Annotated in this window: 20 protein-coding genes; 12 read left to right on the forward strand and 8 right to left on the reverse strand. The window is 65.0% G+C overall.

Going from position 1 to position 20,922, the window contains the following annotated elements; all coding sequences use genetic code 11:
- Positions 1-13 precede the first annotated feature (13 nt).
- Complete coding sequence (locus JAB4_RS12810; protein ID WP_070218312.1) at positions 14-838, reverse strand: IclR family transcriptional regulator; 825 nt, start codon at positions 836-838, stop codon at positions 14-16.
- 269 nt (positions 839-1,107) lie between these two features.
- Here JAB4_RS12810 and JAB4_RS12815 point away from each other — a divergent pair, with 269 nt between their 5' ends.
- Together JAB4_RS12815 and JAB4_RS12820 are read left to right on the forward strand one after the other, a co-directional pair.
- The gene (locus JAB4_RS12815) at positions 1,108-3,093 is read left to right on the forward strand and encodes a TonB-dependent receptor (RefSeq protein WP_139143650.1); all 1,986 of its coding nucleotides are present in this window, start codon (positions 1,108-1,110) and stop codon (positions 3,091-3,093) included.
- A gap of 27 nt (positions 3,094-3,120) precedes the next feature.
- Complete coding sequence (locus JAB4_RS12820) at positions 3,121-3,657, forward strand: molybdopterin-dependent oxidoreductase (protein ID WP_227742146.1); 537 nt, start codon at positions 3,121-3,123, stop codon at positions 3,655-3,657.
- A 57-nt stretch (positions 3,658-3,714) separates the two neighbouring features.
- Here the strand turns inward: JAB4_RS12820 and JAB4_RS12825 are convergent, their stop codons facing one another.
- The 3 genes from JAB4_RS12825 to JAB4_RS12835 are packed head-to-tail and all read right to left on the reverse strand — an operon-like array spanning position 3,715 to position 6,578.
- Positions 3,715-4,644 (reverse strand): alpha/beta hydrolase, encoded by a 930-nt coding sequence (locus JAB4_RS12825; RefSeq protein ID WP_070218211.1) that lies wholly within the window; start codon positions 4,642-4,644, stop codon positions 3,715-3,717.
- Positions 4,641-5,504, reverse strand: coding sequence for an alpha/beta hydrolase (locus JAB4_RS12830; RefSeq protein ID WP_070218210.1), 864 nt, complete (start codon positions 5,502-5,504; stop codon positions 4,641-4,643). Before JAB4_RS12830 ends, JAB4_RS12825 begins: the two co-directional genes overlap by 4 nt.
- Positions 5,505-5,516: 12 nt before the next feature.
- Positions 5,517-6,578: a sugar phosphate isomerase/epimerase gene (locus tag JAB4_RS12835; RefSeq protein ID WP_070218209.1), complete on the reverse strand. Its 1,062-nt coding sequence runs from the start codon at positions 6,576-6,578 to the stop codon at positions 5,517-5,519.
- Between the two features lie 140 nt (positions 6,579-6,718).
- On the opposite strand from JAB4_RS12835, the gene JAB4_RS12840 reads away from it, so the two are divergent.
- Entirely contained in the window at positions 6,719-7,327 is a 609-nt protein-coding gene (locus tag JAB4_RS12840) for a TetR/AcrR family transcriptional regulator (protein ID WP_070218208.1), read from the forward strand.
- A 19-nt stretch (positions 7,328-7,346) separates the two neighbouring features.
- Here JAB4_RS12840 and JAB4_RS12845 read toward each other — a convergent pair whose 3' ends face one another.
- Positions 7,347-7,718 carry a flagellar basal body protein gene (locus tag JAB4_RS12845; protein ID WP_034757354.1) on the reverse strand — a complete coding sequence of 124 codons (372 nt, stop codon included), beginning with the start codon at positions 7,716-7,718 and terminating at the stop codon, positions 7,347-7,349.
- A 214-nt stretch (positions 7,719-7,932) separates the two neighbouring features.
- Here JAB4_RS12845 and JAB4_RS12850 point away from each other — a divergent pair, with 214 nt between their 5' ends.
- From JAB4_RS12850 to JAB4_RS12870, 5 genes are all read left to right on the forward strand, one after another.
- Positions 7,933-9,075 carry a CocE/NonD family hydrolase gene (locus JAB4_RS12850; protein WP_070218207.1) on the forward strand — a complete coding sequence of 381 codons (1,143 nt, stop codon included), beginning with the start codon at positions 7,933-7,935 and terminating at the stop codon, positions 9,073-9,075.
- Between the two features lie 111 nt (positions 9,076-9,186).
- Positions 9,187-10,686, forward strand: a complete 1,500-nt coding sequence (locus tag JAB4_RS12855; protein ID WP_139143651.1) for an NYN domain-containing protein — start codon at positions 9,187-9,189, stop codon at positions 10,684-10,686.
- 100 nt (positions 10,687-10,786) lie between these two features.
- The gene (locus JAB4_RS12860) at positions 10,787-11,404 is read left to right on the forward strand and encodes a hemolysin III family protein (RefSeq protein ID WP_070222989.1); all 618 of its coding nucleotides are present in this window, start codon (positions 10,787-10,789) and stop codon (positions 11,402-11,404) included.
- An 81-nt stretch (positions 11,405-11,485) separates the two neighbouring features.
- Complete coding sequence (locus JAB4_RS12865) at positions 11,486-12,367, forward strand: LysR family transcriptional regulator (RefSeq protein ID WP_070222987.1); 882 nt, start codon at positions 11,486-11,488, stop codon at positions 12,365-12,367.
- Between the two features lie 22 nt (positions 12,368-12,389).
- On the forward strand, positions 12,390-12,614 hold the full coding sequence (locus tag JAB4_RS12870) for a hypothetical protein (RefSeq protein WP_070289679.1): 225 nt from the start codon (positions 12,390-12,392) through the stop codon (positions 12,612-12,614).
- Positions 12,615-12,630: 16 nt separating this feature from the next.
- Here JAB4_RS12870 and JAB4_RS12875 read toward each other — a convergent pair whose 3' ends face one another.
- Together JAB4_RS12875 and JAB4_RS12880 are read right to left on the reverse strand one after the other, a co-directional pair.
- On the reverse strand, positions 12,631-15,516 hold the full coding sequence (locus JAB4_RS12875; protein ID WP_070222984.1) for an EAL domain-containing protein: 2,886 nt from the start codon (positions 15,514-15,516) through the stop codon (positions 12,631-12,633).
- A gap of 153 nt (positions 15,517-15,669) precedes the next feature.
- Entirely contained in the window at positions 15,670-16,446 is a 777-nt protein-coding gene (locus JAB4_RS12880) for a transferase spermidine synthase (RefSeq protein WP_070222982.1), read from the reverse strand.
- Between the two features lie 163 nt (positions 16,447-16,609).
- Between JAB4_RS12880 and JAB4_RS12885 the strand changes: the two genes are divergently transcribed.
- The 3 genes from JAB4_RS12885 to JAB4_RS12895 all read left to right on the forward strand — a co-directional run bounded on the left by JAB4_RS12885 (position 16,610) and on the right by JAB4_RS12895 (position 19,132).
- The gene (locus JAB4_RS12885) at positions 16,610-16,885 is read left to right on the forward strand and encodes a hypothetical protein (protein ID WP_070222980.1); all 276 of its coding nucleotides are present in this window, start codon (positions 16,610-16,612) and stop codon (positions 16,883-16,885) included.
- 37 nt (positions 16,886-16,922) lie between these two features.
- Entirely contained in the window at positions 16,923-18,074 is a 1,152-nt protein-coding gene (locus JAB4_RS12890; protein WP_070222978.1) for a GGDEF domain-containing protein, read from the forward strand.
- A gap of 89 nt (positions 18,075-18,163) precedes the next feature.
- Complete coding sequence (locus tag JAB4_RS12895) at positions 18,164-19,132, forward strand: IS1595 family transposase (protein WP_070308434.1); 969 nt, start codon at positions 18,164-18,166, stop codon at positions 19,130-19,132.
- 16 nt (positions 19,133-19,148) lie between these two features.
- Here JAB4_RS12895 and JAB4_RS12900 read toward each other — a convergent pair whose 3' ends face one another.
- Entirely contained in the window at positions 19,149-19,487 is a 339-nt protein-coding gene (locus tag JAB4_RS12900; RefSeq protein ID WP_070300480.1) for a hypothetical protein, read from the reverse strand.
- A 294-nt stretch (positions 19,488-19,781) separates the two neighbouring features.
- Here JAB4_RS12900 and JAB4_RS12905 point away from each other — a divergent pair, with 294 nt between their 5' ends.
- Positions 19,782-20,864: an ionic transporter y4hA gene (locus tag JAB4_RS12905; RefSeq protein WP_070219547.1), complete on the forward strand. Its 1,083-nt coding sequence runs from the start codon at positions 19,782-19,784 to the stop codon at positions 20,862-20,864.
- The last annotated feature ends 58 nt before the right edge of the window (positions 20,865-20,922 follow it).

Below are 20,922 nucleotides of genomic sequence, written 5' to 3' on the forward strand. Positions count from 1 at the left end.
GGGGGCGCGCAGTCTAACCGCGGCCCAGGTTTTTTTCCACTGTCTTGACCAGGGCGACCAGGCGCGGTCCCAGGTCCGATTCGAGTTTTTCGCGCGACAGCAAAAAGGCGGGGCCGCCGCAATTGAAGGCCATCACCTGTTCGCCGTCGGCGCCCAGCATGGGCACGCCCACGGCATGCACGTCGTTCTGCCATTCGCCGGCCGAGATGCAAAAGCCCCGGTCCTGGTAATCCTTGAAGCCTTGCTCGATGCCGGCCTTGATGCGCGGCCAGCGCTCCGTCTCGTGCACGCGCGCATGGTCCATCAGGTAGTCGCGCTCGGCCTGCGGCAGGATGCACAGCAGGGCCTTGCCCATGGCCGTCGTCATCAGGGGAATGCGCGAACCGACGTCGAGGCGCAGCGTGACGTTGGCGCTGCTGCGGCACGTTTCCACGTACACCATGCTGAGGCGGTCGCGCGTGCCCAGGGACACGGAGGCCTGCGCATGTTCGGCCAGTTCCTCCATCAGCGGGCGCGCCATCTTGCGCACGTCCAGGTTCGACAGCATGCGGTAGCCGAGGGCCAGCACGCCGGCGCCCAGCTGGTACTTGCCCAGGCTGTCCGAGTAATTGAGGTAGCCGAGTTTGGTGAGGGTGTAGGTGAGGCGCGAAATGGTGGGCTTGGGGATGCCCGTGCGCTTGGCCATGTCCGCATTCGACAGGAAGACTTCGCCGGGACGAAAGCACCGCAGCACTTCGAGGCCGCGCGCCAGCGCGTTGACGAACTGGCGGTCCTTGCCTTCTTCGTCATCGCTGAAGACGATGATTTCCGGATCGGCTGCGGCCTGAATATTTGTCATATTTGCATTCATTTGCTGGCTCCCTGGAAATCAGTTTGCCTAGCCGACTCGCGCATGTCAACCGTTTTGTGAAACATTCGTTCGCACAGCGAAATGGTGCGGTGCATGAAAAATCGCCGGAAAATTGACTTGCGCGCCCGTTTTGCCTCTCCCCGCTTGAGCATCGTTATATACATCTGTATATTGCGCTGTTGGATGACGGCCGCCGCACGAGTGGCCGCTTTTTTGCATATCGCTATATAAGGCGATATATAACGGAAGAGAACAAGATGACGATGGTGAAACAGGTAGTGGCAGGCGCCGTGATGCTGGCGCTGGCGCAGCAGGTGGCTGGCAAGGAAGACGTGGATGCGGCGGCGCCGTTCGTGCTGGGCACGGTGACGGTGATCGGCCAGCGCGAGCAGGGCCAGGTGGAACAGCCGGTGGGTGCGCAGGTGAGCCGCGTTGAGATGCGCCGCTTTAACCGCGACAACGTGGGCGACGCCCTCAATTTGCTGTCCGGCGTGTCGCTGTCGACCAATGCGCGCAATGAGAAAACCGTCGCCATCCGCGGCTTCGATGCGCGCCAGGTGCCGCTGTACATCGACGGCATTCCCGTCTACGTGCCGTATGACGGCTATGTCGATTTCAACCGCTTCACGACCAGCGACCTGGCCGCGATCCAGGTGGCCAAGGGCTTCAGTTCCGTGGCCTACGGCGCCAATACCCTGGGCGGCGCCATCAACCTGGTGTCGCGCAAACCGACGGCTTTGATGGAAGGCGATGCTTCAGTGGGATTCGGTTCGGGCAGCGAGCGCCAGGTGTCGGCCAACGTGGGCACCAACCAGGGCCTGTGGTATCTGCAGGCGGGCATGTCCTACATCGACAGCGACGGTTTTCCCCTGTCGTCCGACTTCCGCCCCACGGCCACGGAAGATGGCGGCATGCGCAACAACGCCTATCGCAAGGATCATAAACTGTCGTTCAAGGTGGGCTACACGCCGGGCGGCGCGCACGCGGGCGATGAATATGCGCTCAGCTACTACAAGCAGCATGGCGAAAAGGGCCAGCCGCCATCGACGAACCCCGTCGGCGCGCGCTACTGGCAGTGGCCGTACTGGAGCAAGGAAAGCGTGTATCTCGTCTCGCAGACGCGTCTGGGCCAGCAGGAACGCCTGAAACTGCGCCTGTACCACGACAGCTACGACAATGAAATCACCTCCTATACAAACGGCAGCTACGCGACCCTGAAGACCAGCGGCCAGGGCAGCGTCAGCGGCGGGCGCAGCATCTATAACGACCGCACGAACGGCGGCGCGGTGGAACTCGAATCGTTCCGCCTGGCCGCGCACAGCCTGCGTTTTGTGGCCAGCTACAAGGCCGACGAGCACCAGGAACTCGACGCCAGGGGCGTGCGCACCACCTGGTACAAGGATGCCCTGTGGACGCTGGGCGCGGAAGACAGCATCGCCCTCAATGCGGCGACGGAACTGTCGCTGGGCGTGTCGCGCAATGCACTGCGCCCGGACACCGTCTACAGCGCCGGCAACGCCTACACCTTGCCCGAGAATCAATCGGCCACCGACCTGCAGGCGGGCCTGTTCCGCAAGACCGGTCTTGCATCGCGCGTGTACGCCACCGTGGCGCGCAAGTCGCGCCTGCCGACCCTGAAGGATCGCTACTCGCAGCGCCTGGGCACATATATTGAAAACCCGGCCTTGCGCGCGGAAGAGGCAATGAATTATGAGCTGGGCTACCAGGCAACCGTGCGCGGGATGGCGCTCGATGCCGCCCTGTTCTACAGCGACGTGAAGGACAAGATCCAGAGCGTGGCGAATGTGGCGGGCGGGCGCGCGCAGATGCGCAACGCGGGCAGGGCGCACATCAGCGGCGTGGAGCTGGGCGTGCGCGGCCGCGCCGGCGCCTGGCTCAATTTTGGCGGCAACTACACCTACACGGACATGAAAAATGTCAGCGACCGCGCCATCCGACTGACGGACGTGCCGCGCCACAAGCTGACGGCGCACGCCGTGCTGCACGCGGCGCGCCAGGTCGACGTGGTGGCCATCGCGGAAGCGAATAGCGGGCGCTGGGTTTCGAACACTTTGGCCCTGGGCGGCTTTGCCAGCGTGAACCTGAAAGCCGTGTACCGCCCCTTGCCGGCCTTGACCCTGGAAGCGGGCGTGAACAACCTGGCTGACCGCAACTATGCGCTGGCCGACGGTTTTCCCGGCGCTGGCCGCACTTGGCTGGCCAATGCGCAATACCAGTTCTGAGTTTTCACTGTCATGAAAGGACACAGCATGTTGAAGAAAATATTCCTTGGTTTGGCTTCGGCCGCACTGCTGGCGGCGGCCCCCGCATGGGCCGACCCGGCGCCGGCGCGCGAGAACATGAGCCGCGCGCTCGCCGTCACGGGCAAGGTGGCAACGCCGTTGACCCTGACGGTAGCCGACCTGCGCAAGCTGCCGCAAGCCAATGGCGGGGACATCGCCGTCACGCGCCACAACGGCGACAAGGCCGAAACCATCACCAGTTACAAGGGCGTGCGCCTGCGCGACATCCTCGACAAGGCGGCGCTCGATGCGCCCGGCCACAACGACGTCAAGAAGCTCGCCATCATCGCCACGGCCACCGATGGCTATGCGGTGGTGTTTTCCTGGGGTGAGCTGTATAACGCGCCGGCCGGCGAGGGCGTGATCGTCTACTACGAAAAGAACGGCAAGGCGCTCGACGACAGCGATGGCGAGATCGCCCTCATCTCGGCGAAGGATATCCGCACGGGTCCGCGCCATGTGAAGTGGCTGAACGGCGTCGAGGTGCGCAAATTGGTGGAATAGAGGCATGCTGGGGTCTGACCCGCCGGGTCAGACCCCAGCATTTTTCTAGTGGACTATTTACGCAAACATGGCACTTTTCATTGCTTGGCCCGCCACGTCGAACAATCCCCGCGCCTTTGGTGCCAAGCCCTGCATGTGTATCGACGCATGGATCATGCCGTCGAGCTGCACGCATTGCGCCGCCACGCCGTCGTCGCGCAAATACCGCGCATAGGCTTCGCCCTCGTCATGCAGCGGGTCGTACTCGCATACCAGCACCGTCGCCGGCGGCAAGTCCTTGAGCGACGTTGCCCGCAGGGGCGCCGCGTAGGCGTTCGCGCCGTCGGCCGGCTCGTTCAGGTAGGCCGACCAGCAAAAGCGCATGGCTTCCCGCGTCAGCGAGTGGCCCTCCGCATAGCGCTGGTAGGACGGCGTGTCGAAGGCAAAATCGAGCGCCGGGTACAGCAGCAGCTGATGCGCCAGCGCGGGACCGGCCTGGTCGCGCGCCATCAGGGCGGCGGCGGCCGCCAGGTTGCCGCCCGCGCTGTCGCCGCCCACGGCCAGCCGTTTCGCATCGATGCCCAGCGCCGCCGCATGTTCGGCGACCCAGCACAACGCGCGGTAAAAGTCGTTCAACGGCACGGGGAACTTGTGCTCGGGCGCCAGCCGGTAGTCGACGGAAACGATCACGCAGCCGGTGGCGTTGGCCAGCGCACGGCAGGGATTGTCGTACAGGTCCAGCGAGCACAGACACCATCCTCCGCCATGCGCAAAGACGATGGCCGGCAGGGGCTGGCTTGTGTCCGCGCCGGCGGGCACGTAGGCGCGCACGGTCAGCGCATGCTCGCCCGGCAGCACGTAATCCGTGATGGATGCGACGTCTTCCAGGGGGCCATGCAGCTGGCGCAACCCCGTTTCCGTGGCCGCGCGCAGGTCCGCCAGCGAGGCGGGCGGCGGCGCATCTTTTATCTCTTCCAGCCAGGCGGCAATCAGCGGATCGAGGCTCATGCTGATTTTTCTCCGGCCAGGAAGGGCAGCAGGTGGGCGATGAACGCTTCCGGCTGTTCTTCCATGATGAAGTGGCCGCATTCGGCAACGATGGCGCCTTTCAAATTGTCCGCCTTGCCCTGCATGGTCAGCAGCGGCGCGTCGTTGGTCGCATGGTCGGCGCCGATGGCCAGTACCGGCATGGTCAGGCTGCGTTTTGCCCGTTCCAGATTTTGACGGATGGTTTCGGGTATGGCGCGGTAGTAGGCAAAACCGGCGCGCAGGGCGCCCGGCGTGGCATAGGCATCCGCATACACGTCGACGGCGACCTTGTCGCGGCGGTACGACCAGCGGTCGAAAATGAAGCGGATGTACTCGCGCTCCTTGCCCGCCGTGAGCATTTCCGGCAAATCGAGCACCTGGTTGAACATGAAATGCCACAGGAAGATGTTGTCGGACGGCGCGACGAAAATCGGCGGCGCGGGCGCCAGACCGGGAATCACGGCTTCCGTCAGCGCCAGTTTCGTCACGGCCTGCGGGAAATCGCTGGCCAGCGCATAGCCGACCCACATGCCGATGTCGTGACCGACCACGTCGTATTGCGCGTGGCCCAGGGCCAGCATGGCGCGGTGCAGGGTGGCGGCAACGGCGCCCGTGTCATAGCCGCCGGCCGGGCGGTCCGAGTGGCCGCTGCCCGGTGGATCGATGGCGATGGCCTGGTAGCCGCTGGCGGCCAGCGCCGCCATCACGTGGCGCCAGGCATACCAGGTTTGCGGCCAGCCGGGGATCAGCAGCACGGGTTTGCCGGTGCCGGGACCGGCGATGACGCAATGCAGGCGCTGGCCGTCGATGCGGACGTAGTCGTGAATGTAGTCGTTCATATGTTTCCTTGATTAGTGATGCTCGATGCCGAGCAGGGTATTGATCTGTTGTGCGCTGACGGGGGCGCCGGCGAAGTCGTCGAAGATCTTGTCGGTGACGGGAATGATGTGGGCATTGATGAAGGCCACGCCTTCGCGCGCGCCCACCTCCTGATCCTTCAGGCAGCATTCCCATTCCAGCGTGGCCCAGCCCGCGTAATCGTTTTGCGCCATCTTCGAGAAGATGGCCTTGAAATCGACCTGGCCGTCGCCCAGCGAGCGGAAGCGCCCGGCGCGGTTTTCCCACGACTGGTAGCCGCCGTAAATGCCTTGCCGCCCCGTCGGATTGAACTCCGCATCCTTCACATGGAACATGCGGATATGGTCCTTGTAGATATCGATGAATTCCAGGTAGTTCAACTGCTGCAGCACGAAGTGGCTGGGGTCGAACAGCATCTTGCAGCGCGGGTGGCGGCCTACGCGCTCGTAAAACATCTCGAAGCTGATGCCGTCATGCAGGTCTTCGCTGGGGTGGATTTCGTAGCACAGGTTGACGCCCTGTTCCTCGCACACGTCGAGGATGGGCAGCCAGCGGCGTGCCAGTTCGTCGAAGGCCGCCTCGATCAGGCCGGGCGGGCGCTGCGGGAAAGGGAACAGGTAGGGCCAGGCGAACGAGCCGGAAAACGTGCCCATGTCGGTCAGGCCCAGGCGTTTCGACGCCATGGCCGCCAGCTTCACCTGTTCGATGGCCCACTCGGTGCGCGCCGCCGGCTGGCCGTGCAGATGTGCCGGGGCGAAGCTGTCGCACAGCGCGTCATAGGCCGGGTGCACGGCCACCAGCTGGCCGAGGATGTGCGTCGTCAGTTCGCTGATGACGAGGCCATGGCTGGCCAGCATGGCAACGAGGTCGTCGCAGTATTGCTGGCTGTGCGCCGCTTGCGCCACGTCGAACAGGCGCGCATCCCAGGCGGGAATCTGCAGGGCCTTGAAGCCCATGCCGGCCGCCCACTCGGCGATGGCAGGCAGGGTGTTGAAGGGCGCCGTGTCGGCGGCGAATTGTGCCAGGTGCAGGCTTGGTCCTTGGATGGTTTTCATATCGGCTCCTATTGTTTGTTGATCGACAAAGAATAGGCGAAATTGTTGGCGCGGTCAAGCCCGTGATGCAAAATAAATGGCGAACGCGGCGCGGGCGCCAGGCGTTATACTGGCCGCCACTTCGCAAGCAGAGGATCAAGATGGCAGGAAGACCGAGGGAATTCGACCGCGCGCTGGCGCTGGCAAAAGCGCGCGACGCGTTCTGGACGCGCGGCTACGAGGGGGTGTCGATGGCGGACCTGGTGGCGGCGCTGGGCATCGCCTCGGCGCGCATCTATGCGGCGTTCGGCTCGAAGGAGCAGCTGTTCCGCGAAGCCGTGGAACTGTATGAAACGGGAGAGGGCGCATTTGCCGTGCATGCGCTGGCGGCCAGCCTGAACGTGCGCGATGCGGTGGCGCGCATGCTGGAAGAAGCCGTGCTGCTGTATACGCGCAGCGGCCAGCCGCAAGGCTGCATGGTGGTCACGGCCGCCACCAACACGAGCGCGGAAAACGCGGGCATCGCCGACTGGCTGGCGCAGCACCGCCGCGCGCGCACGCAAGCCGTCATCGAGCGGCTGCGCGCGGCGCAGCTGGCGGGAGAGTTAAAAGCGGAGGCGGACGTGCAGGCGCTGGGCGACTACTATGCGGCCTTGCTGCATGGCTTGTCGGTGCAGGCGCGCGACGGCATTCCGGCCGAACGGCTGCTGGCGCTGATCACGCCGGCGATGGCGCCATTGGCGCTGGAAATGAACAAGCAGACTATCTAAGCGCTAGTGACTGTTGTGCTTAAGTCTTGACGTCGATCAGGCTGCCCAGTGCCTGGTCGGCCGCCTTGACGACGTTCGCCGACAGGTTGAAACCGGCCTTGTAGACGAGGTTATCGGTCAGTTCGGAAGCGAGGCCCACGCCGTTCGGCCGGCTTTCGGCCGCCTTGGCCGCATTGGCATTGGCGCCGCTGACGCTTTCGCTGGCGGCCAGCTTGCGCCCCTCGACGGAGAGGGTGACGCCCGTGCCGGCCGGGCTGGCTTCCTGGAACTGGGCTTGCTGCGGCTGGAAGCCCGGCGTATTCGCATTGGCGATATTGTTGGCGGCCACATCCAGCGCGCGCTGGTTGGCGGTCAGCCCCGAGGTACCGGTGGTGAGGGCGGATATGGACATGGCAACTCCTTCAGAATACGCCCAGTTTACTCCCGTCTGCGGAAAAAGTGTGGTGGTGCAAGGCAACAATTTTTCCCGCAGGTGCTTGCCGCAAAAAATATGTACGTCACGTAATTTTTTTATATTGTTCTGTGGCATTTCACTGCCTAGACTGGCAGGGAAGTCATCCACGGAGTCCGTCATTTTCCACCTGCTACGCCCCATTTTTCTGGGTTTGCTGCTCAGCCTGCCTTGCCTGCCCCTGAAAGCCCAGCTTGTTCCCTCCCAGCTACCGCTCGATGCGCGCCTGAACGAGCAAGTCATCATGGTGCCGGCCGGCGACGGCTTGCGCGAGACGCTGGAGACGACGGTGTTCCGTCCCCCCGGCTCCGGCCCGTTTCCCTTGCTGCTGATGAATCACGGCAAGCAGGCCGGCGCGGCCCGGCTGCAGCAGCGCGAGCGCTTCATCTATATGGCGACCGAGTTCGTGCGCCGCGGCTATGCCGTGATGCTGCCGATGCGCGCCGGCTTTGCGCGCTCCACGGGCGCCTACCGCGATTTCGGCTGCGACATGCTGGGCAACGCCCAGGGCCAGGCGCGCGACATGCTCGCCGCACTCGCGTATGCGCGCCGCCAGAGCTGGGTCGACCCGCAGCGCATCGTCGTCGCGGGGCAGTCGTACGGCGGCATGGCGGCGCTGGCACTGGCCACACGGATGGTGCCCGGCGTGCGCGGCGTGCTCAATTTTGCGGGCGGCTTGCGCGTCGACATGCCCGGCTGCGACTGGCAAGGGGCGCTGACCAAGACCTTCGCCACCCTGGGCGCCTACAACCACATTCCCAGCCTGTGGCTGTATGGCGCGAATGACGCGTATTTTTCGCCGGCGCTGGCGCGGCGGCTGTTCAATTCCTTTACCGGTTCAGGCGGCCGGGCGCAGCTGCTGGCCTATGGCCCGTTCAAGCGCGACGCCCACCTGACCCTGGGCAGCCGCGATGGGGTGGCCGTGTGGCTGCCCGCTACCGAGCGCTTCCTGGCGAAGATCGGCATGCCGGTGCGCCAGGTCTACCGCGTGGCCGAGGCGCCGGCGCCGCCAGCCACGCATTTCGCGCCGCAGGACGATATCGCCGCCGTGCCCTACCTGGAAGAGCAGGGCCGCGCCGCCTATCGCGTCTTCCTGGAAAAAACCGCGCCGCGCGCCTTTGCCTTGTCGGCCAGCGGCGCCTGGGGCTGGGCCGAGGAGGGCGAAAGCCCCGATGTGCGCGCGCTCGCTTCGTGCCAGCGCCGCAGCAGCCTGCCATGCCAGCTGTATTCGGTCGATGAAAGCGTTGTTTGGCCCGTCGCCGGCGCCAGCGCGAGCGCCGCCGGCGGCGCGCAATAGGCTGCCGCGCACGATAGTTGTCGCCGAAACGGGGGATGGGCGAATATACTAGTCGAAAAGGGAGGCGTTGCGCTTCCCGTCCGCCCTTATCATCAGCGAGAATTCACCCTTATGGCGTCATCCCCAGAAAACCTCAGCATGGCCGTGTTTTGCGACTTCGAGAACGTCGCGCTCGGCGTGCGAGATGCAAATTACGAAAAATTCGATATCAAGCCCATCCTCGAACGCTTGCTGCTCAAGGGCAGTATCGTTGTCAAGAAGGCATATTGCGACTGGGACCGTTATAAAAGTTTCAAGGGCACCATGCATGAGGCGAACTTCGAACTGATCGAAATTCCCCACGTGCGCCAGTCCGGCAAGAATTCGGCCGACATCCGCCTCGTCGTCGATGCACTGGACCTGTGCTACACCAAGGCCCATGTGAACACCTTCGTCATCATCAGTGGCGATTCCGACTTTTCGCCGCTGGTGTCGAAACTGCGCGAAAACGCCAAGCAGGTGATCGGCGTGGGCGTCAAGCAGTCGACCTCCGACCTGCTGGTGGCCAACTGCGACGAATTCATTTTCTACGATGACCTGGTGCGCGAGAGCCGCCGCACGGCCGCCAAGCGCGACGCGCGCGAAACTCCGGCGGCCAAGCGCTCGCCCGACGAGGAAGTGCGCCGCAAGGAAAAATACGAGTCGCGCAAGACGGAAGCGATCGAAATGGCCGTCGCCACCTTCGACGCGCTGGTCTCGGAGCGCGGCGACAGCGGCAAGATCTGGGCCTCGATGCTGAAGGAAGCGATCAAGCGCCGCAAGCCGGACTTCAGCGAATCGTATTACGGTTTCCGCACCTTCGGCAACCTGCTGGAAGAAGCGCAGACGCGCGGCTTGCTGGAATTCGGCCGCGACGAGAAATCGGGCGCCTATGTCTACCGCAGCAGCGGCCTGGTGCCTGTCGCTGCGCCCGTGAACGGGGAAGTCGCCAGTGACGTCATCGCCAGCGGCGAAGCCGGCGCGACGGCGGAAGAGGGCAATCACCGCGATGGCGGCAGCCGCCGCGATTCGCGCCGCAATGGCCGTGGCGGCCGCAAGCAGAACGAGCAGCGCCGCGGCGAGTCCGCGCCACAGGCTTTTGTGCCGGTGGCCGACGTGGAAACGGCCGTCGAGCAGTATGCGCCCGCGCCGCAGCCGGAGATCGTGCATGAAGTGGCCGAAGCCGCAGTCGAGGTCGTGGCGGAAGAGGGCAACGCCAAGCGCGGTTCGCGCCGCAATGGCCGTGGCGGCCGCAAGAACGGCGATGGCGGCCGTGAAGCGCGTGCCGAGGCCGTCGAGGTGGCGGTGGCGGTGGCGGAAGCCATGCCTGCGCCCGTGCCTGAACCGGTAGCCGAAGCGATCGTGGAAGCGGCCGCCGAAGCGAAGCCGAAGGCCAAGCCGCGCACGCCGGCGCGCAAGACGGCAGCGGCGAAGAAGCCGGCCAAAAAGGCGGCTGAAGCCGTGGCGGAAGCGGCGCCTGTGATTGCGGCGGCGCCGGTGGACGTGGCCGTCGTGGCGGAAGACAAGCCGGCCAAGGCCCCGCGCAAGGCCCCGGCACGCCGTCCCGCGCGCAAGAAGGCGGAAGCGGCTTGATTGACCGCTCGCAGCGGAAGGCTGGGGTCAGACGGGGACGCCGAGTCCCGACGGGTCTGACCCCGGGTGTCTGTTGCGTCTTAGCAAAGCGGTGTTAAGCATGTACCACGGTGAACGGTTCAACAGCATTTCCCATACGGTGGGCGCCGCGCTGGCGGCCATCGGTGGCGTCATCCTGATCGTCGCGGCGGCCCGCACGGGCGACCCCTGGAAAATCGTCAGCTGCAGCGTGTATGCGGCCATGCTGCTGACCCTGTACCTCACTTCCACCCTGTACCACAGCGTGCGCGGCAAGGCCAAGGCCGTGCTGCAGCGGCTCGACCATTGCGCCATCTACCTGCTCATCGCGGGCACCTACACGCCCTTCATGCTGGTGACCCTGCGCGGTCCCTGGGGCTGGTCGCTGTTCGGCGTCGTCTGGGGCCTGGCGCTGTTTGGCATCGTGCAGGAATATGTGTACGCGAAAGGCGCGCGCATCCTGTCGCTGGTGATTTACGTGGCCATGGGCTGGCTGATCGTCATCGGCATCAAGCCGCTGCTGGCGGCGCTCGAGTGGAACGGTTTCCTGTGGCTGGTGGCGGGCGGGCTGTGCTACACGGGCGGCATCGCTTTTTATGCCACCGATCACAAGCTGCGCCATGGCCACGGCATCTGGCATCTGTTCGTGCTGGCCGGCAGCAGTTGCCACTTTATCGCCATTTTGTTCTACGTTGCCTGACGTAGCGCGCAGCCGGGCCACCCTCGCTGACTATTGCCTGTAATCCATTATAATGCCCTGATCTGTGAAACAAGGGCAAGAATGGATATCAACTCGGACGACCTGAAAATCTTCGTCACCGTCATCGACAGCGGCACCCTGAGCGCGGCCGCCGTGCACCTGGGACAAACCACCTCCGGCGTCAGCCGGGCGCTGTCGCGCCTGGAAGACAAGCTGGCCACGTCGCTGCTGACGCGCACCACGCGGCGCATGGAGCTGACGGAAGAAGGGCAGCTGTTCCTGGACAAGGCGCGCGCCATCCTCGCTTCGATGGAAGACGTGGAAGAGTCGATCCGCATCCGCCGCCAGAAGCCGGCCGGGCGCCTGTCCGTCGATGCCGCCTCGCCCTTCATGCTCCACTGCGTGGTGCCCCACGTGGCCGAATTTCGCGCCATGTATCCGGAGATCCGCCTGGAGCTGACCAGCAACGACCAGATCGCCGACCTGCTCGAGCACCGCACCGATATCGCCATCCGCATCGGCGCCCTGGTCGACTCGACCCTGCATGCGCGCGCCCTGACTGCCAGTCCGCTGCACGTGCTGGCCACGCCCGCCTATCTGGCGCGCCACGGCGAACCGGCCACGCCGGAAGCGCTGGCCGGCCATGCGCTGCTGGGCTTTGCCCAGTACGACCTGGGGAATAACTGGCCGCTGCGCCACGCAGCGGGCAACAGCCTGCAGATCGTGCCCGCGCTGGCCGCCTCCAGCGGCGAAACCCTGCGCCAGCTGGCCCTGCACGACCAGGGCATCGTCTGCCTGTCCGACTTCATGACGAAGGACGACATCGCCGCCGGTCGCCTGGTGAAAGTGCTGCAGCCGTTCTACACGGGCTACCGCCAGCAGATCCATGCCGTCTACTACCGCAACACGCAGCTGGCGCAGCGCATCAGCTGCTTTCTCGAATTCCTGCAGCACAAGCTGTAGGCCGGGCATGAACGAGAAGGGCATGCAGTGCCCCACCTGCGGCGAATACGGCGACCTGATTCTTGCGAAAGTCAGAAAAACGGGGCAGGAGGTGGTCGTTTGCACCGAATGCGACAACCTGTGGGCCGAGCCGGGCAGCGCGCCCGACATCGATGCCAGCGAGGGCGTGGCGGAGTTTCTGGCGGCAGCCGGCCTCGCTGACGACTGGGAGGAACTGGCGCTGCTCGCCAGACTGCCGGCCGGCTAGCCTGCGCGCACGCGCGTCAGGCCGCAGCGTTCGCTTCCTTCGTTTCGGCCCGCAGCAGCAGTTCCACCTCGTGCGCAGGCAGCGGGTGACTGAAGTAATAGCCTTGCGCCTCGTCGCAGCCGTGCTGACGCAGGTAATCGAGCTGCTCGGCCGTTTCCACGCCTTCGGCCACCACGCGCAGTTTCAGATTGTGCGCCAGGGCGATGATGGAGACGACGATGGCTGCGTCGTCCGCGTCGCGCGCCACGTCGCCGACGAAACTGCGGTCGATCTTCAGTACGTCGATGGGGAAGGTGCGCAGGTAGGCGAAGCTGGAATAGCCGGTGCCGAAGTCGTCGATCGACAGCTGCACTCCCAGTGCCTTCATGTCGTGCAGCTGGCTGACGGCCAGCGCCACATCGTGCATGAACAGGCTTTCCGTCAGTTCCAGTTCCAGGCAGGCGGGCGGCAGGCCCGTTTCCAGCAGCACTTCGGCGATCGAGGCGACCAGGTTCGGCTCGTTGAACTGGCGCGCCGACAGGTTCACGGCCAGGCGCAGCGTGTCCAGCCCCGCCGCATGCCAGCGTTTCACCTGCGCGCACGCCTCGCGCATGACCCAGGCGCCGATCGGCACGATCAGGCCCGTATCTTCCGCCAGCGCGATGAAGCGCTGCGGCGCCACCATGCCCAGTTCCGGATGCTGCCAGCGCAGCAGCGCTTCCACGCCGACGATGCGCCCGCTGGCCAGGTCCAGCTGCGGCTGGTAATGCAGCACGAACTGTTCGCGCTCCAGGGCGTTGCGCAGCGCCGTCTCGATGCGCAGGCGCTCCAGGGTGGCCTGGTTCATGGCCGTCGTGTAGAACTTGATGTTGTTGCGGCCCTGTTTCTTGGCGCAGTACATGGCGATGTCGGCCTGCTCGATCAGGTTCTGCGTCTCGCCGTTCAGGGTCACGTCGCCGGGAGCGTCGTAGCGCGAGATGTCGTAGACGGCTACGCCGATGCTGCAGGTGACGAAGAATTCCTTGCCATCCAGCAATACCGGCTGGGCCACGGCATCCATCACGCGCTGCACGATGGCGGCGCTGAGCGCTTCGTCGGCCTGTTCGCACAGGATGGCGACGAATTCGTCGCCCGACAGGCGCGCCACCGTATCGGTTTCCCGCAGGCTGGCCTGCAGGCGCGTGGCGATGGTTTTCAGCAGCAGGTCGCCGGCCTTGTGACCGAGGCTGTCGTTGACGAACTTGAAGCGGTCGAGGTCGATCAACAGCACCCACAGCGCGCGGTTCTTGCGGCGCGACAGGGCCATCGCTTGCGCCAGGCGGTCGCGCAGCAGGGCGCGGTTGGGCAAGCCCGTCAGCACGTCGTGGTGGGCGATGTGCTGGATTTGCTGCTCGGCCAGCTTGCGTTCCGTGATTTCGGAACCCGTGCCCCGGTAGCCGCGAAATTCGCCGAACTCGTTGAACAGCGGTTCGCCATTGACGCTGAACCAGCGCAGCTGGCCATTGCGGTCGTGCATCGCATATTCGAGGTTGGAAAAGGGCAGGTGGGCTTCCAGATTGGCGATATGCTGCTTGCCCCAGCGCGAATTGCGCATCTCCGGGTTGTTGTCCCAGCGCGTCATGCCGATGAAGCGTTCCAGCGGCATGTTCGACTTGTCCGTGAAGCCGCTGGTGATGTGGGTGAAGCAGAAGTTGGCGTCCTGCTCCCAGTACCAGTCCGAGGACAAGGCCAGCAGGCGGCGGAAGCGCTTTTCGCTTTCCTGCAGGGCGCGCTCCGTGCGCTGGCGCGCGCGCACGTCGGCGCTGAGCAGCTCGTTGCTGCGCTTGAGGTCGGCAGTGCGCTGCTCCACCAGCAGCTGCACGCGGCGCGAGCGCTGCGTCAGCGATTGCACGAAGGCGGCCGTCAGCAAGCTGAACAGCAAGCCCATGATCACGGTGAACAGCGAGCCCAGGTGGTCGGCCAGGAAGGGCCGCGGATGGGCCACCACGCGCACGTGCCAGGGCCGGCCGGCGGAAAAAAAGGCACGGTCATAATGGCTGTGGTAAGCAAAGTGCAGCCAGCGCGGCAGCACCTCCCAGGTGACGCCCGCTTCGTCGGCAGGCGCCTGGCCGTGCCGGAAGATCAACTGGCGCGGGTCGGCGCCGGCGTCCGCATAGACGCTCAGTTCAAGCTGCGGGTCGCCCAGCAGGTCGGCGCCGGCGAGGATTTTCTGCACCAGTTCGCCGGCGCGCACGATGGCCGCCGTATCGCCGATCAGCGCCGCGCGCCGCTGCTGCACCGTTTGTAGTGGCACGCCGTGGCGGTACACGGGCCGTACGATGACGAAGCCCTGCTGCGGTCCCTGCGCCAGGGTCAGCAGGCCTGTGGCGGTGGTCTGGCCGCTGATGATCGATTGTTCCAGCGCGCGCGCCAGCATGCCGCTCGGGCTGACGTTCAGGCCGAAGGCGGGGCGGTTGCCCTGCAAGGGTTCGAGATAGTCGACCACCATATAGCTGGCCCGCGTCGTCGCGGGCACGATGACGCCGTCGCGCATTTCCATCATGGCGTAGTCGGGCACGATGCGCCGCAGCTCGGCTTCGAATGCCGCGCGCTGCGCATGCGGCACGATGCGGTGGAAATTGAAGGCCTGGATGAACGGGTGGCGCTGCAGCAGCGGCGTGGTGAAGTCGTGGAACTGTTCGCGCGTGACGGGCACGACGGCGGCAAACAGCTGGTTCGTCGTGGTCAGCACCTCGACCGCGTCGTCGAGTCCCTGCTCGATGGCGGCCACCCTGGCGCCGGCGCGTTGCTGCAGGCTCAGGCTCATCTTGTCGTATTCGAGCTGGCTGATGGCGGCGAACAGCACGGCCGTCACGCTGACGCCGCAGGCGAAGGTCAGCGCGGCCGCGGCGGAAATCGACAATGGCAGGCGGCCACGCAGCATGGTTTTTCCTATCTCACTTCATGGACACAATTGCTCGGCAGCACCTGCCGGCCCGCGCAGGCCGTAGTTTGTCATAAACCACATCCATCATGCGAATTTTGTACCAGATCGCTGCTAATAAGCAACAATATAGATGGCCATGGCGGACGACTATCAGTTGTCGCGTGCGCCTGATTGCCGGCGCAAACGCCACAGTTGCCATGCCGGCAGCAGCCGGTTCAGGAAAGCCAGGCCGCATACGCGGCGCCAGCGCACCAGGCGCACGACGCGCACGGCGCGGCCGTCGGCGCCTTGGCCTTGCTCAGGCTTGGCGGCGAAGATGATGCGGTTGTTGCCGGCGATGCCGTCGAAGTGACAGACGGCGCCGCGGAAGGTGAGCATCAGGCGCGCCAGCATGGCGGGATAGTGCTCGTCGTAACTGAACAGGTTGGCCGCCAGCACGCCGCCGGGCAACAGGGCGCGCAGGCAGTCCGCATAGAAGCGCGCGCTGCCGAGGGCGGGCGGCAAGCCCGTTTCGTCGTAGCCGTCGAGCAGCAGCACGTCGGCGCAGCCCGGATGCTGGCGGATATAGCTGACGGCATCCGTCTCGATGATGCGCAGGCGCGCGTCGTCGGGCGGCAGCATGAACTGCTCGCGCAGGGCGATCACGTCGGCGCGCAATTCCAGCACGGTGATGCGCGTGTCAGGCAGGTGGCGGTGGCAGAATTTCAGCAGCGAACCGCCGCCCAGGCCCACCATCAGGATGTGCCGCGGGCGCGGCACGAACAGGGTAAAGCACATCATGGCGCGCGCATAGCGCAGCAGCAGATGGTCGGGGCGCGACAGCAGCATTTCGCTCTGGATCATGCCGGGCTGGAATTCCAGGCGGCGCCGGTCGCCACAGGTATGCACCTGCGGGGCAAGTGGGGTGGTGCTTCTGTGTTCCGGCATGGGACGACTTCGCTGAGTGGACTGGGGAAGATGCTTTGTTGCATTCAGAGAAATCTGATAAGCTCCCGTGAGCATACCCGATTAATCCGCGCCGAGCATGCGTATATGCAGATATACGGCGCGCGGCGGCACGGCCGCGCAGTCGGGCACCATGGAGACAAGCATGTTTTTGGATCACCCCATCATTACGGCGACGAACAGTTTTACGGAGCCTGACCGCATCGAGCGGCTGACGCGCGTGTACGGCTACGCGGCGGCGCTGGCGGACCAGGCCGGCAATGTCGGCTTCATTGAAAAAGTGGCGCAGATCCACGACCACAAGGGCACCCTCATCGTGTTCTGGCACGAAGCGCCCAGCGACGTGGAAAAGCAGTATTTCGTGCAGGCGTGGGCCAGCAAGATCGGCGACGGCAGCACCAATGTCGAACACGAAATCTGACACAGCGTGCCGCGGCGGCGCGGCGATGGCGTAGCCCATGGATATCAAGACCCTGGTACTGGCCCTGGCGCTCGGCAACCTGAGCCTGTGCGCGGCCCTGTTTTTCTTCGAATACGAGCGCAAAAAGTCGCTCAGCATGTCCACCTGGGCGGTGGCCAAGCAATGCCAGGCCATCGCCTGGTGCCTGCTGTATTTCCGCGGCGTGCTGCCCGATTTCCTCTCCATCCTGCTCGGCAACAGCCTGCTGTTTGCCGGCATGGCGCTCGATGCGGGCGCGCTGTGGCAGGCGGCCGGGCGCGGCGGCTGGCGACGTTATGTCTTGCCGGCGCTGGGCCTGTCGGTGGCCCTGTTTGCCGCCTGCTACCTGTTCGACGTGGCGCCGCTGCTGCGCAGCGCCGGCGGCTCGCTCATCGTGGCCGGCTTTTTCCTCGCCGGCGTGGCCGCCCTGTGCCTGAAATGGCGCGAAGCGAGCATGCTGCGCCGCTTCCTCGTCGTCAGCATGGGCGTGCTGTCCTTGCTGATCGCCGCGCGCGGCGTGCTTGCCGCCACCGTTCCCGGTTTCGATGCGGAGCTGATGCAGCTGGCCGGCTTCGGCGCCCTGTACCTGATGATGCTGACGAACGCCTTCGGCTATCTGCTGCTGTCGCGTGAAAAACTGGGCGGCGAGCTGGCGCGCCTGGAAGTGCTCGACGCGGCCACGGGCGTGCCGAACCGGCGCGGCTTTTACCAGGCGCTGGCGCCGTGGATGGCGCTGGCGCGCCGGCCCGGCTTGCCGACGGCGCTGGTGGTGCTCAATATCGACCATTTTAAAAGAGTCAACGACAGCTACGGCCATCCGGTCGGCGACGCGGTGCTCAAAACCATCGTCGACACCTGCCGCCAGCAGCTGCGCGACAGCGACCTGATGGGCCGCCTGGGCGGCGCCGAATTCGCCATCCAGCTGCCGCGCACGACCCTGGCCGATGCGCTGATGGTGGCCGAACGCATCCGCGCCGCCGTCGAAGCGCTGCCCGTCAAGACGGAGCGTGCCGTGCTGCAGCTGACGGCCAGCCTGGGCGTGACCACCATCCGCGCCGAAGACAGCACCGTCAGCCTGTTCAAGCGGGCCGATGAGGCGCTGCAGGCGGCCAAGCAGGCGGGCCGCAACAGGGTGGTGGAGGCGCAGGGCGCCAGCACCCTCGATATCTAAGGCTCTGTTCCCGCTAAGTAGGGGAAGTTCAGGAATCTTTCCCAGCCCCGGCTGTCTGACTGTACCTATCAGACAAACGGGAGCCTTTCATGCAGTCAGCCGAATGGAAAACCTTCATCACCCAGTTTGCCGCACTGAGCCGTCGCCAGCGTCAGGCGAGCACTGCTCTGCTGCGCGGGGCAGGATCGCAGAACGCCACCGTGGCACTGCTCGAAAGCGTGGCCCGGCAGCGGTTACACTGTCCCGCCTGCAACAGCAGCCATGCGCACCGGCACGGTCATGCGCATGGACTGCAGCGCTACCGTTGCGTGCCGTGCGGGCGCACCTTCAATGCGCTCACCGGCACGCCGCTAGCCCGCTTGCGCCACAAGACCTTGTGGCTCGACTACGCCGATTGCCTGCTCGAATCGGCTTCCGTGCGCAAGGCGGCAAGCCAGCTGGGCGTGCACCGCAACACCGCCTTTCGCTGGCGCCACCGGTTTTTAAGCCTGGCCAAGACGGACCGGCCCCATTGCCTGCATGGCATCGCCGAAGCGGACGAGCTGTATGTGCTCGAATCGGAAAAGGGCGCGCGGCATCTGACGCGTCCGGCGCGCCGCCGTGGCGGCCATGCCCACAAGCGCGGCATTTCCAGTGAACAAGTCTGCATCCTGGTGGCGCGCGACCGCACGGGACAAACCCGCGATTTCGTCACGGGAAAAGGGGCGCTGACCAAGGCGCAGCTGCATGCTTGCCTGCCACCGGTGATCGACAAGGACATTTTGCTGGTCACCGATGGCCATGCCGCCTATCGGGCCTTCGCGCGTGAAGCGGGCATCAGTCACCAGGCCGTCAATGTGCGTGCCGGCATCCGCGTGCAGGGCGCCGCCCACGTGCAGAACGTCAACGCGTATCACAGCCGCTTGCGCGGCTGGCTGCGCATCTTCCATGGCGTGGCCAGCCGTTATCTGCCGAATTACCTGGGGTGGCGCTGGATACTCGACGCCGGGCGCATCCGCTCCCCAGAAACATTATTGAAGGCAACACTGGGCGAGTTCCCACATTTGACGGTGACATAGCCATATCTAAACCGGATTATTTCTTGTGCGAGCCCAGCCAGCTGGGTTCCTTGCCGCATTCTTTGGGCAAGAACAGCGCATCGAGGCCCGGATCGCAGCGCCGGTCAGGCGCCTTCATCGGCTCGACGCTGAGCCATTCGCTCTTGGGCAGTATCTTTTCTTCGCGTGGCGCCACGGGCGGCGCGGGCGGCAGGCTGTCTTGCCAGCGTGCCTCCGGGGCAGGCGCGGGCGCGGTGGCCCAGTTGGCGTCAACCTGCGCTGCCTGCGCCGGCGGTGTGTCCGCCTGCGCGGCGGCGCACAGCAGGCTGCCCGCGAAAAAGAACGCGCACATGGCTGTGCTGTTTATGGAAATCATGGTTTGTCCTTGGTCGGTGCCTGGAAGGCGGACCCTGCATTATGACGGCGGCAGCAAGCAAAAAGACAAGAAAATTGCAACGGCATGTTACCAAAGGGACTATAGTTACTGGTAGCAAGCAGGTGCACTGTGGCAAGGTGATTGAAAGGCGGGTCAGGCGCGGGTCGCCGTCATTCGAGATGTGTATTCCCTAACTTGCATTTAAGCTAGGCAAGTTATGCTGTGGCATGCACGCCAGGCTGTCCTTTGCCGTCCGCACCGCGCCCCTCTTTTTTTACTCTTGCCAGGCTCATAATGAAAATGCTCAAATCCCTGCCTGTATGGCCGCTTGCCGCCCCGCTTGCCGGCTGGCTGTTCCTGTTCGGTTCCACCCTCAATCTCGGCGGCGCCTATCAGATCCTGCTGGTGGCTGGCCTGATCGGCAGCGTGCTGGCCGCCGTATACCACGCGGAAGTGGTCGCGCACCGCATCGGCGAACCGTATGGCACCCTCGTGCTGGCGCTGGCCGTGACGCTGATCGAGGTGGCGCTGATCGTCTCGCTGATGCTGGCTGGCGGACCGGAAACGACGGGGCTGGCGCGCGACACCGTGTTTGCCGCCATCATGATCATTTTGAACGGCATCGTCGGCATCTGCCTGCTGCTGGGCGCCGGGCGCCACCGCGAGCAGACCTTCGGCCTGCTGGGCGTGAGCGCGTCGCTGGCCACCCTGGCGGCCATCGCCATTTTGACGCTGGTGCTGCCGAACTACACGTCGAGCGCCGCCGGCCCTTACTACAACTCCAGCCAGCTCATTTTCATCGCCGTCATCTCGCTGGTCCTGTACGGCACTTTCGTGCTGGTGCAGACGGTCCGCCACCGCGATTACTTCCTGCCCAAGGAAGCCGTCGGCGATGAAGAGGTGCATGCGGCGCCGCCCACGCCCACCGTCGCCTGGGTCAGCGCCGGTGCGCTACTGGTGTGCCTGGGCGCCGTGGTGCTGCTGGCCAAGTCGCTGGCGCCCGCGCTGGAGACGGCCATTGCCGCCATGGGCGCGCCGAAAACCCTGGTCGGCATCGTCATCGCCGCCATCGTGCTGCTGCCCGAAGGCCTGGCCGCCGTGCGCGCCGCGCGCGCGAATCGCCTGCAAACGAGCTTGAACCTGGCGCTCGGCTCCGCGCTGGCCAGCATCGGCCTGACTATTCCGGCCGTGGTGGTGGTGTCGCTGGCCACGGGCCTGACCATTACGCTGGGACTCGATATCAAGTCGACGGTGCTGTTGCTGCTGTCGCTGATGGTGGCCACCCTGTCGCTGGGCACGGGCCGCACCACGGTCATGCAGGGCACGGTGCACCTGGTGATTTTCGCCGTGTATCTCTTTACCACCATCGTCCCATAAGCTGCCGCACGGCTGCCGTTTTGTCACAATCCTGTCACGCCGCTGTCATACGATGAGG

This window comes from Janthinobacterium sp. HH102, assembly GCF_001758625.2.
Lineage (GTDB): Bacteria > Pseudomonadota > Gammaproteobacteria > Burkholderiales > Burkholderiaceae_D > Janthinobacterium.

Excerpts from the sequence above, each read along its gene's own strand:
- JAB4_RS12810 (WP_070218312.1), bottom strand. The coding sequence starts at position 838 with ATGACAAATATTCAGGCCGCAGCCGATCCGGAAATCATCGTCTTCAGC.
- JAB4_RS12815 (WP_139143650.1), top strand. The coding sequence starts at position 1,108 with ATGACGATGGTGAAACAGGTAGTGGCAGGCGCCGTGATGCTGGCGCTG.
- JAB4_RS12820 (WP_227742146.1), top strand. The coding sequence starts at position 3,121 with ATGTTGAAGAAAATATTCCTTGGTTTGGCTTCGGCCGCACTGCTGGCG.
- JAB4_RS12825 (WP_070218211.1), bottom strand. The coding sequence starts at position 4,644 with ATGAGCCTCGATCCGCTGATTGCCGCCTGGCTGGAAGAGATAAAAGAT.
- JAB4_RS12830 (WP_070218210.1), bottom strand. The coding sequence starts at position 5,504 with ATGAACGACTACATTCACGACTACGTCCGCATCGACGGCCAGCGCCTG.
- JAB4_RS12835 (WP_070218209.1), bottom strand. The coding sequence starts at position 6,578 with ATGAAAACCATCCAAGGACCAAGCCTGCACCTGGCACAATTCGCCGCC.
- JAB4_RS12840 (WP_070218208.1), top strand. The coding sequence starts at position 6,719 with ATGGCAGGAAGACCGAGGGAATTCGACCGCGCGCTGGCGCTGGCAAAA.
- JAB4_RS12845 (WP_034757354.1), bottom strand. The coding sequence starts at position 7,718 with ATGTCCATATCCGCCCTCACCACCGGTACCTCGGGGCTGACCGCCAAC.
- JAB4_RS12855 (WP_139143651.1), top strand. The coding sequence starts at position 9,187 with ATGGCGTCATCCCCAGAAAACCTCAGCATGGCCGTGTTTTGCGACTTC.
- JAB4_RS12860 (WP_070222989.1), top strand. The coding sequence starts at position 10,787 with ATGTACCACGGTGAACGGTTCAACAGCATTTCCCATACGGTGGGCGCC.
- JAB4_RS12865 (WP_070222987.1), top strand. The coding sequence starts at position 11,486 with ATGGATATCAACTCGGACGACCTGAAAATCTTCGTCACCGTCATCGAC.
- JAB4_RS12870 (WP_070289679.1), top strand. The coding sequence starts at position 12,390 with ATGCAGTGCCCCACCTGCGGCGAATACGGCGACCTGATTCTTGCGAAA.
- JAB4_RS12875 (WP_070222984.1), bottom strand. The coding sequence starts at position 15,516 with ATGCTGCGTGGCCGCCTGCCATTGTCGATTTCCGCCGCGGCCGCGCTG.
- JAB4_RS12880 (WP_070222982.1), bottom strand. The coding sequence starts at position 16,446 with ATGCCGGAACACAGAAGCACCACCCCACTTGCCCCGCAGGTGCATACC.
- JAB4_RS12885 (WP_070222980.1), top strand. The coding sequence starts at position 16,610 with ATGTTTTTGGATCACCCCATCATTACGGCGACGAACAGTTTTACGGAG.
- JAB4_RS12890 (WP_070222978.1), top strand. The coding sequence starts at position 16,923 with ATGGATATCAAGACCCTGGTACTGGCCCTGGCGCTCGGCAACCTGAGC.
- JAB4_RS12895 (WP_070308434.1), top strand. The coding sequence starts at position 18,164 with ATGCAGTCAGCCGAATGGAAAACCTTCATCACCCAGTTTGCCGCACTG.
- JAB4_RS12900 (WP_070300480.1), bottom strand. The coding sequence starts at position 19,487 with ATGATTTCCATAAACAGCACAGCCATGTGCGCGTTCTTTTTCGCGGGC.
- JAB4_RS12905 (WP_070219547.1), top strand. The coding sequence starts at position 19,782 with ATGAAAATGCTCAAATCCCTGCCTGTATGGCCGCTTGCCGCCCCGCTT.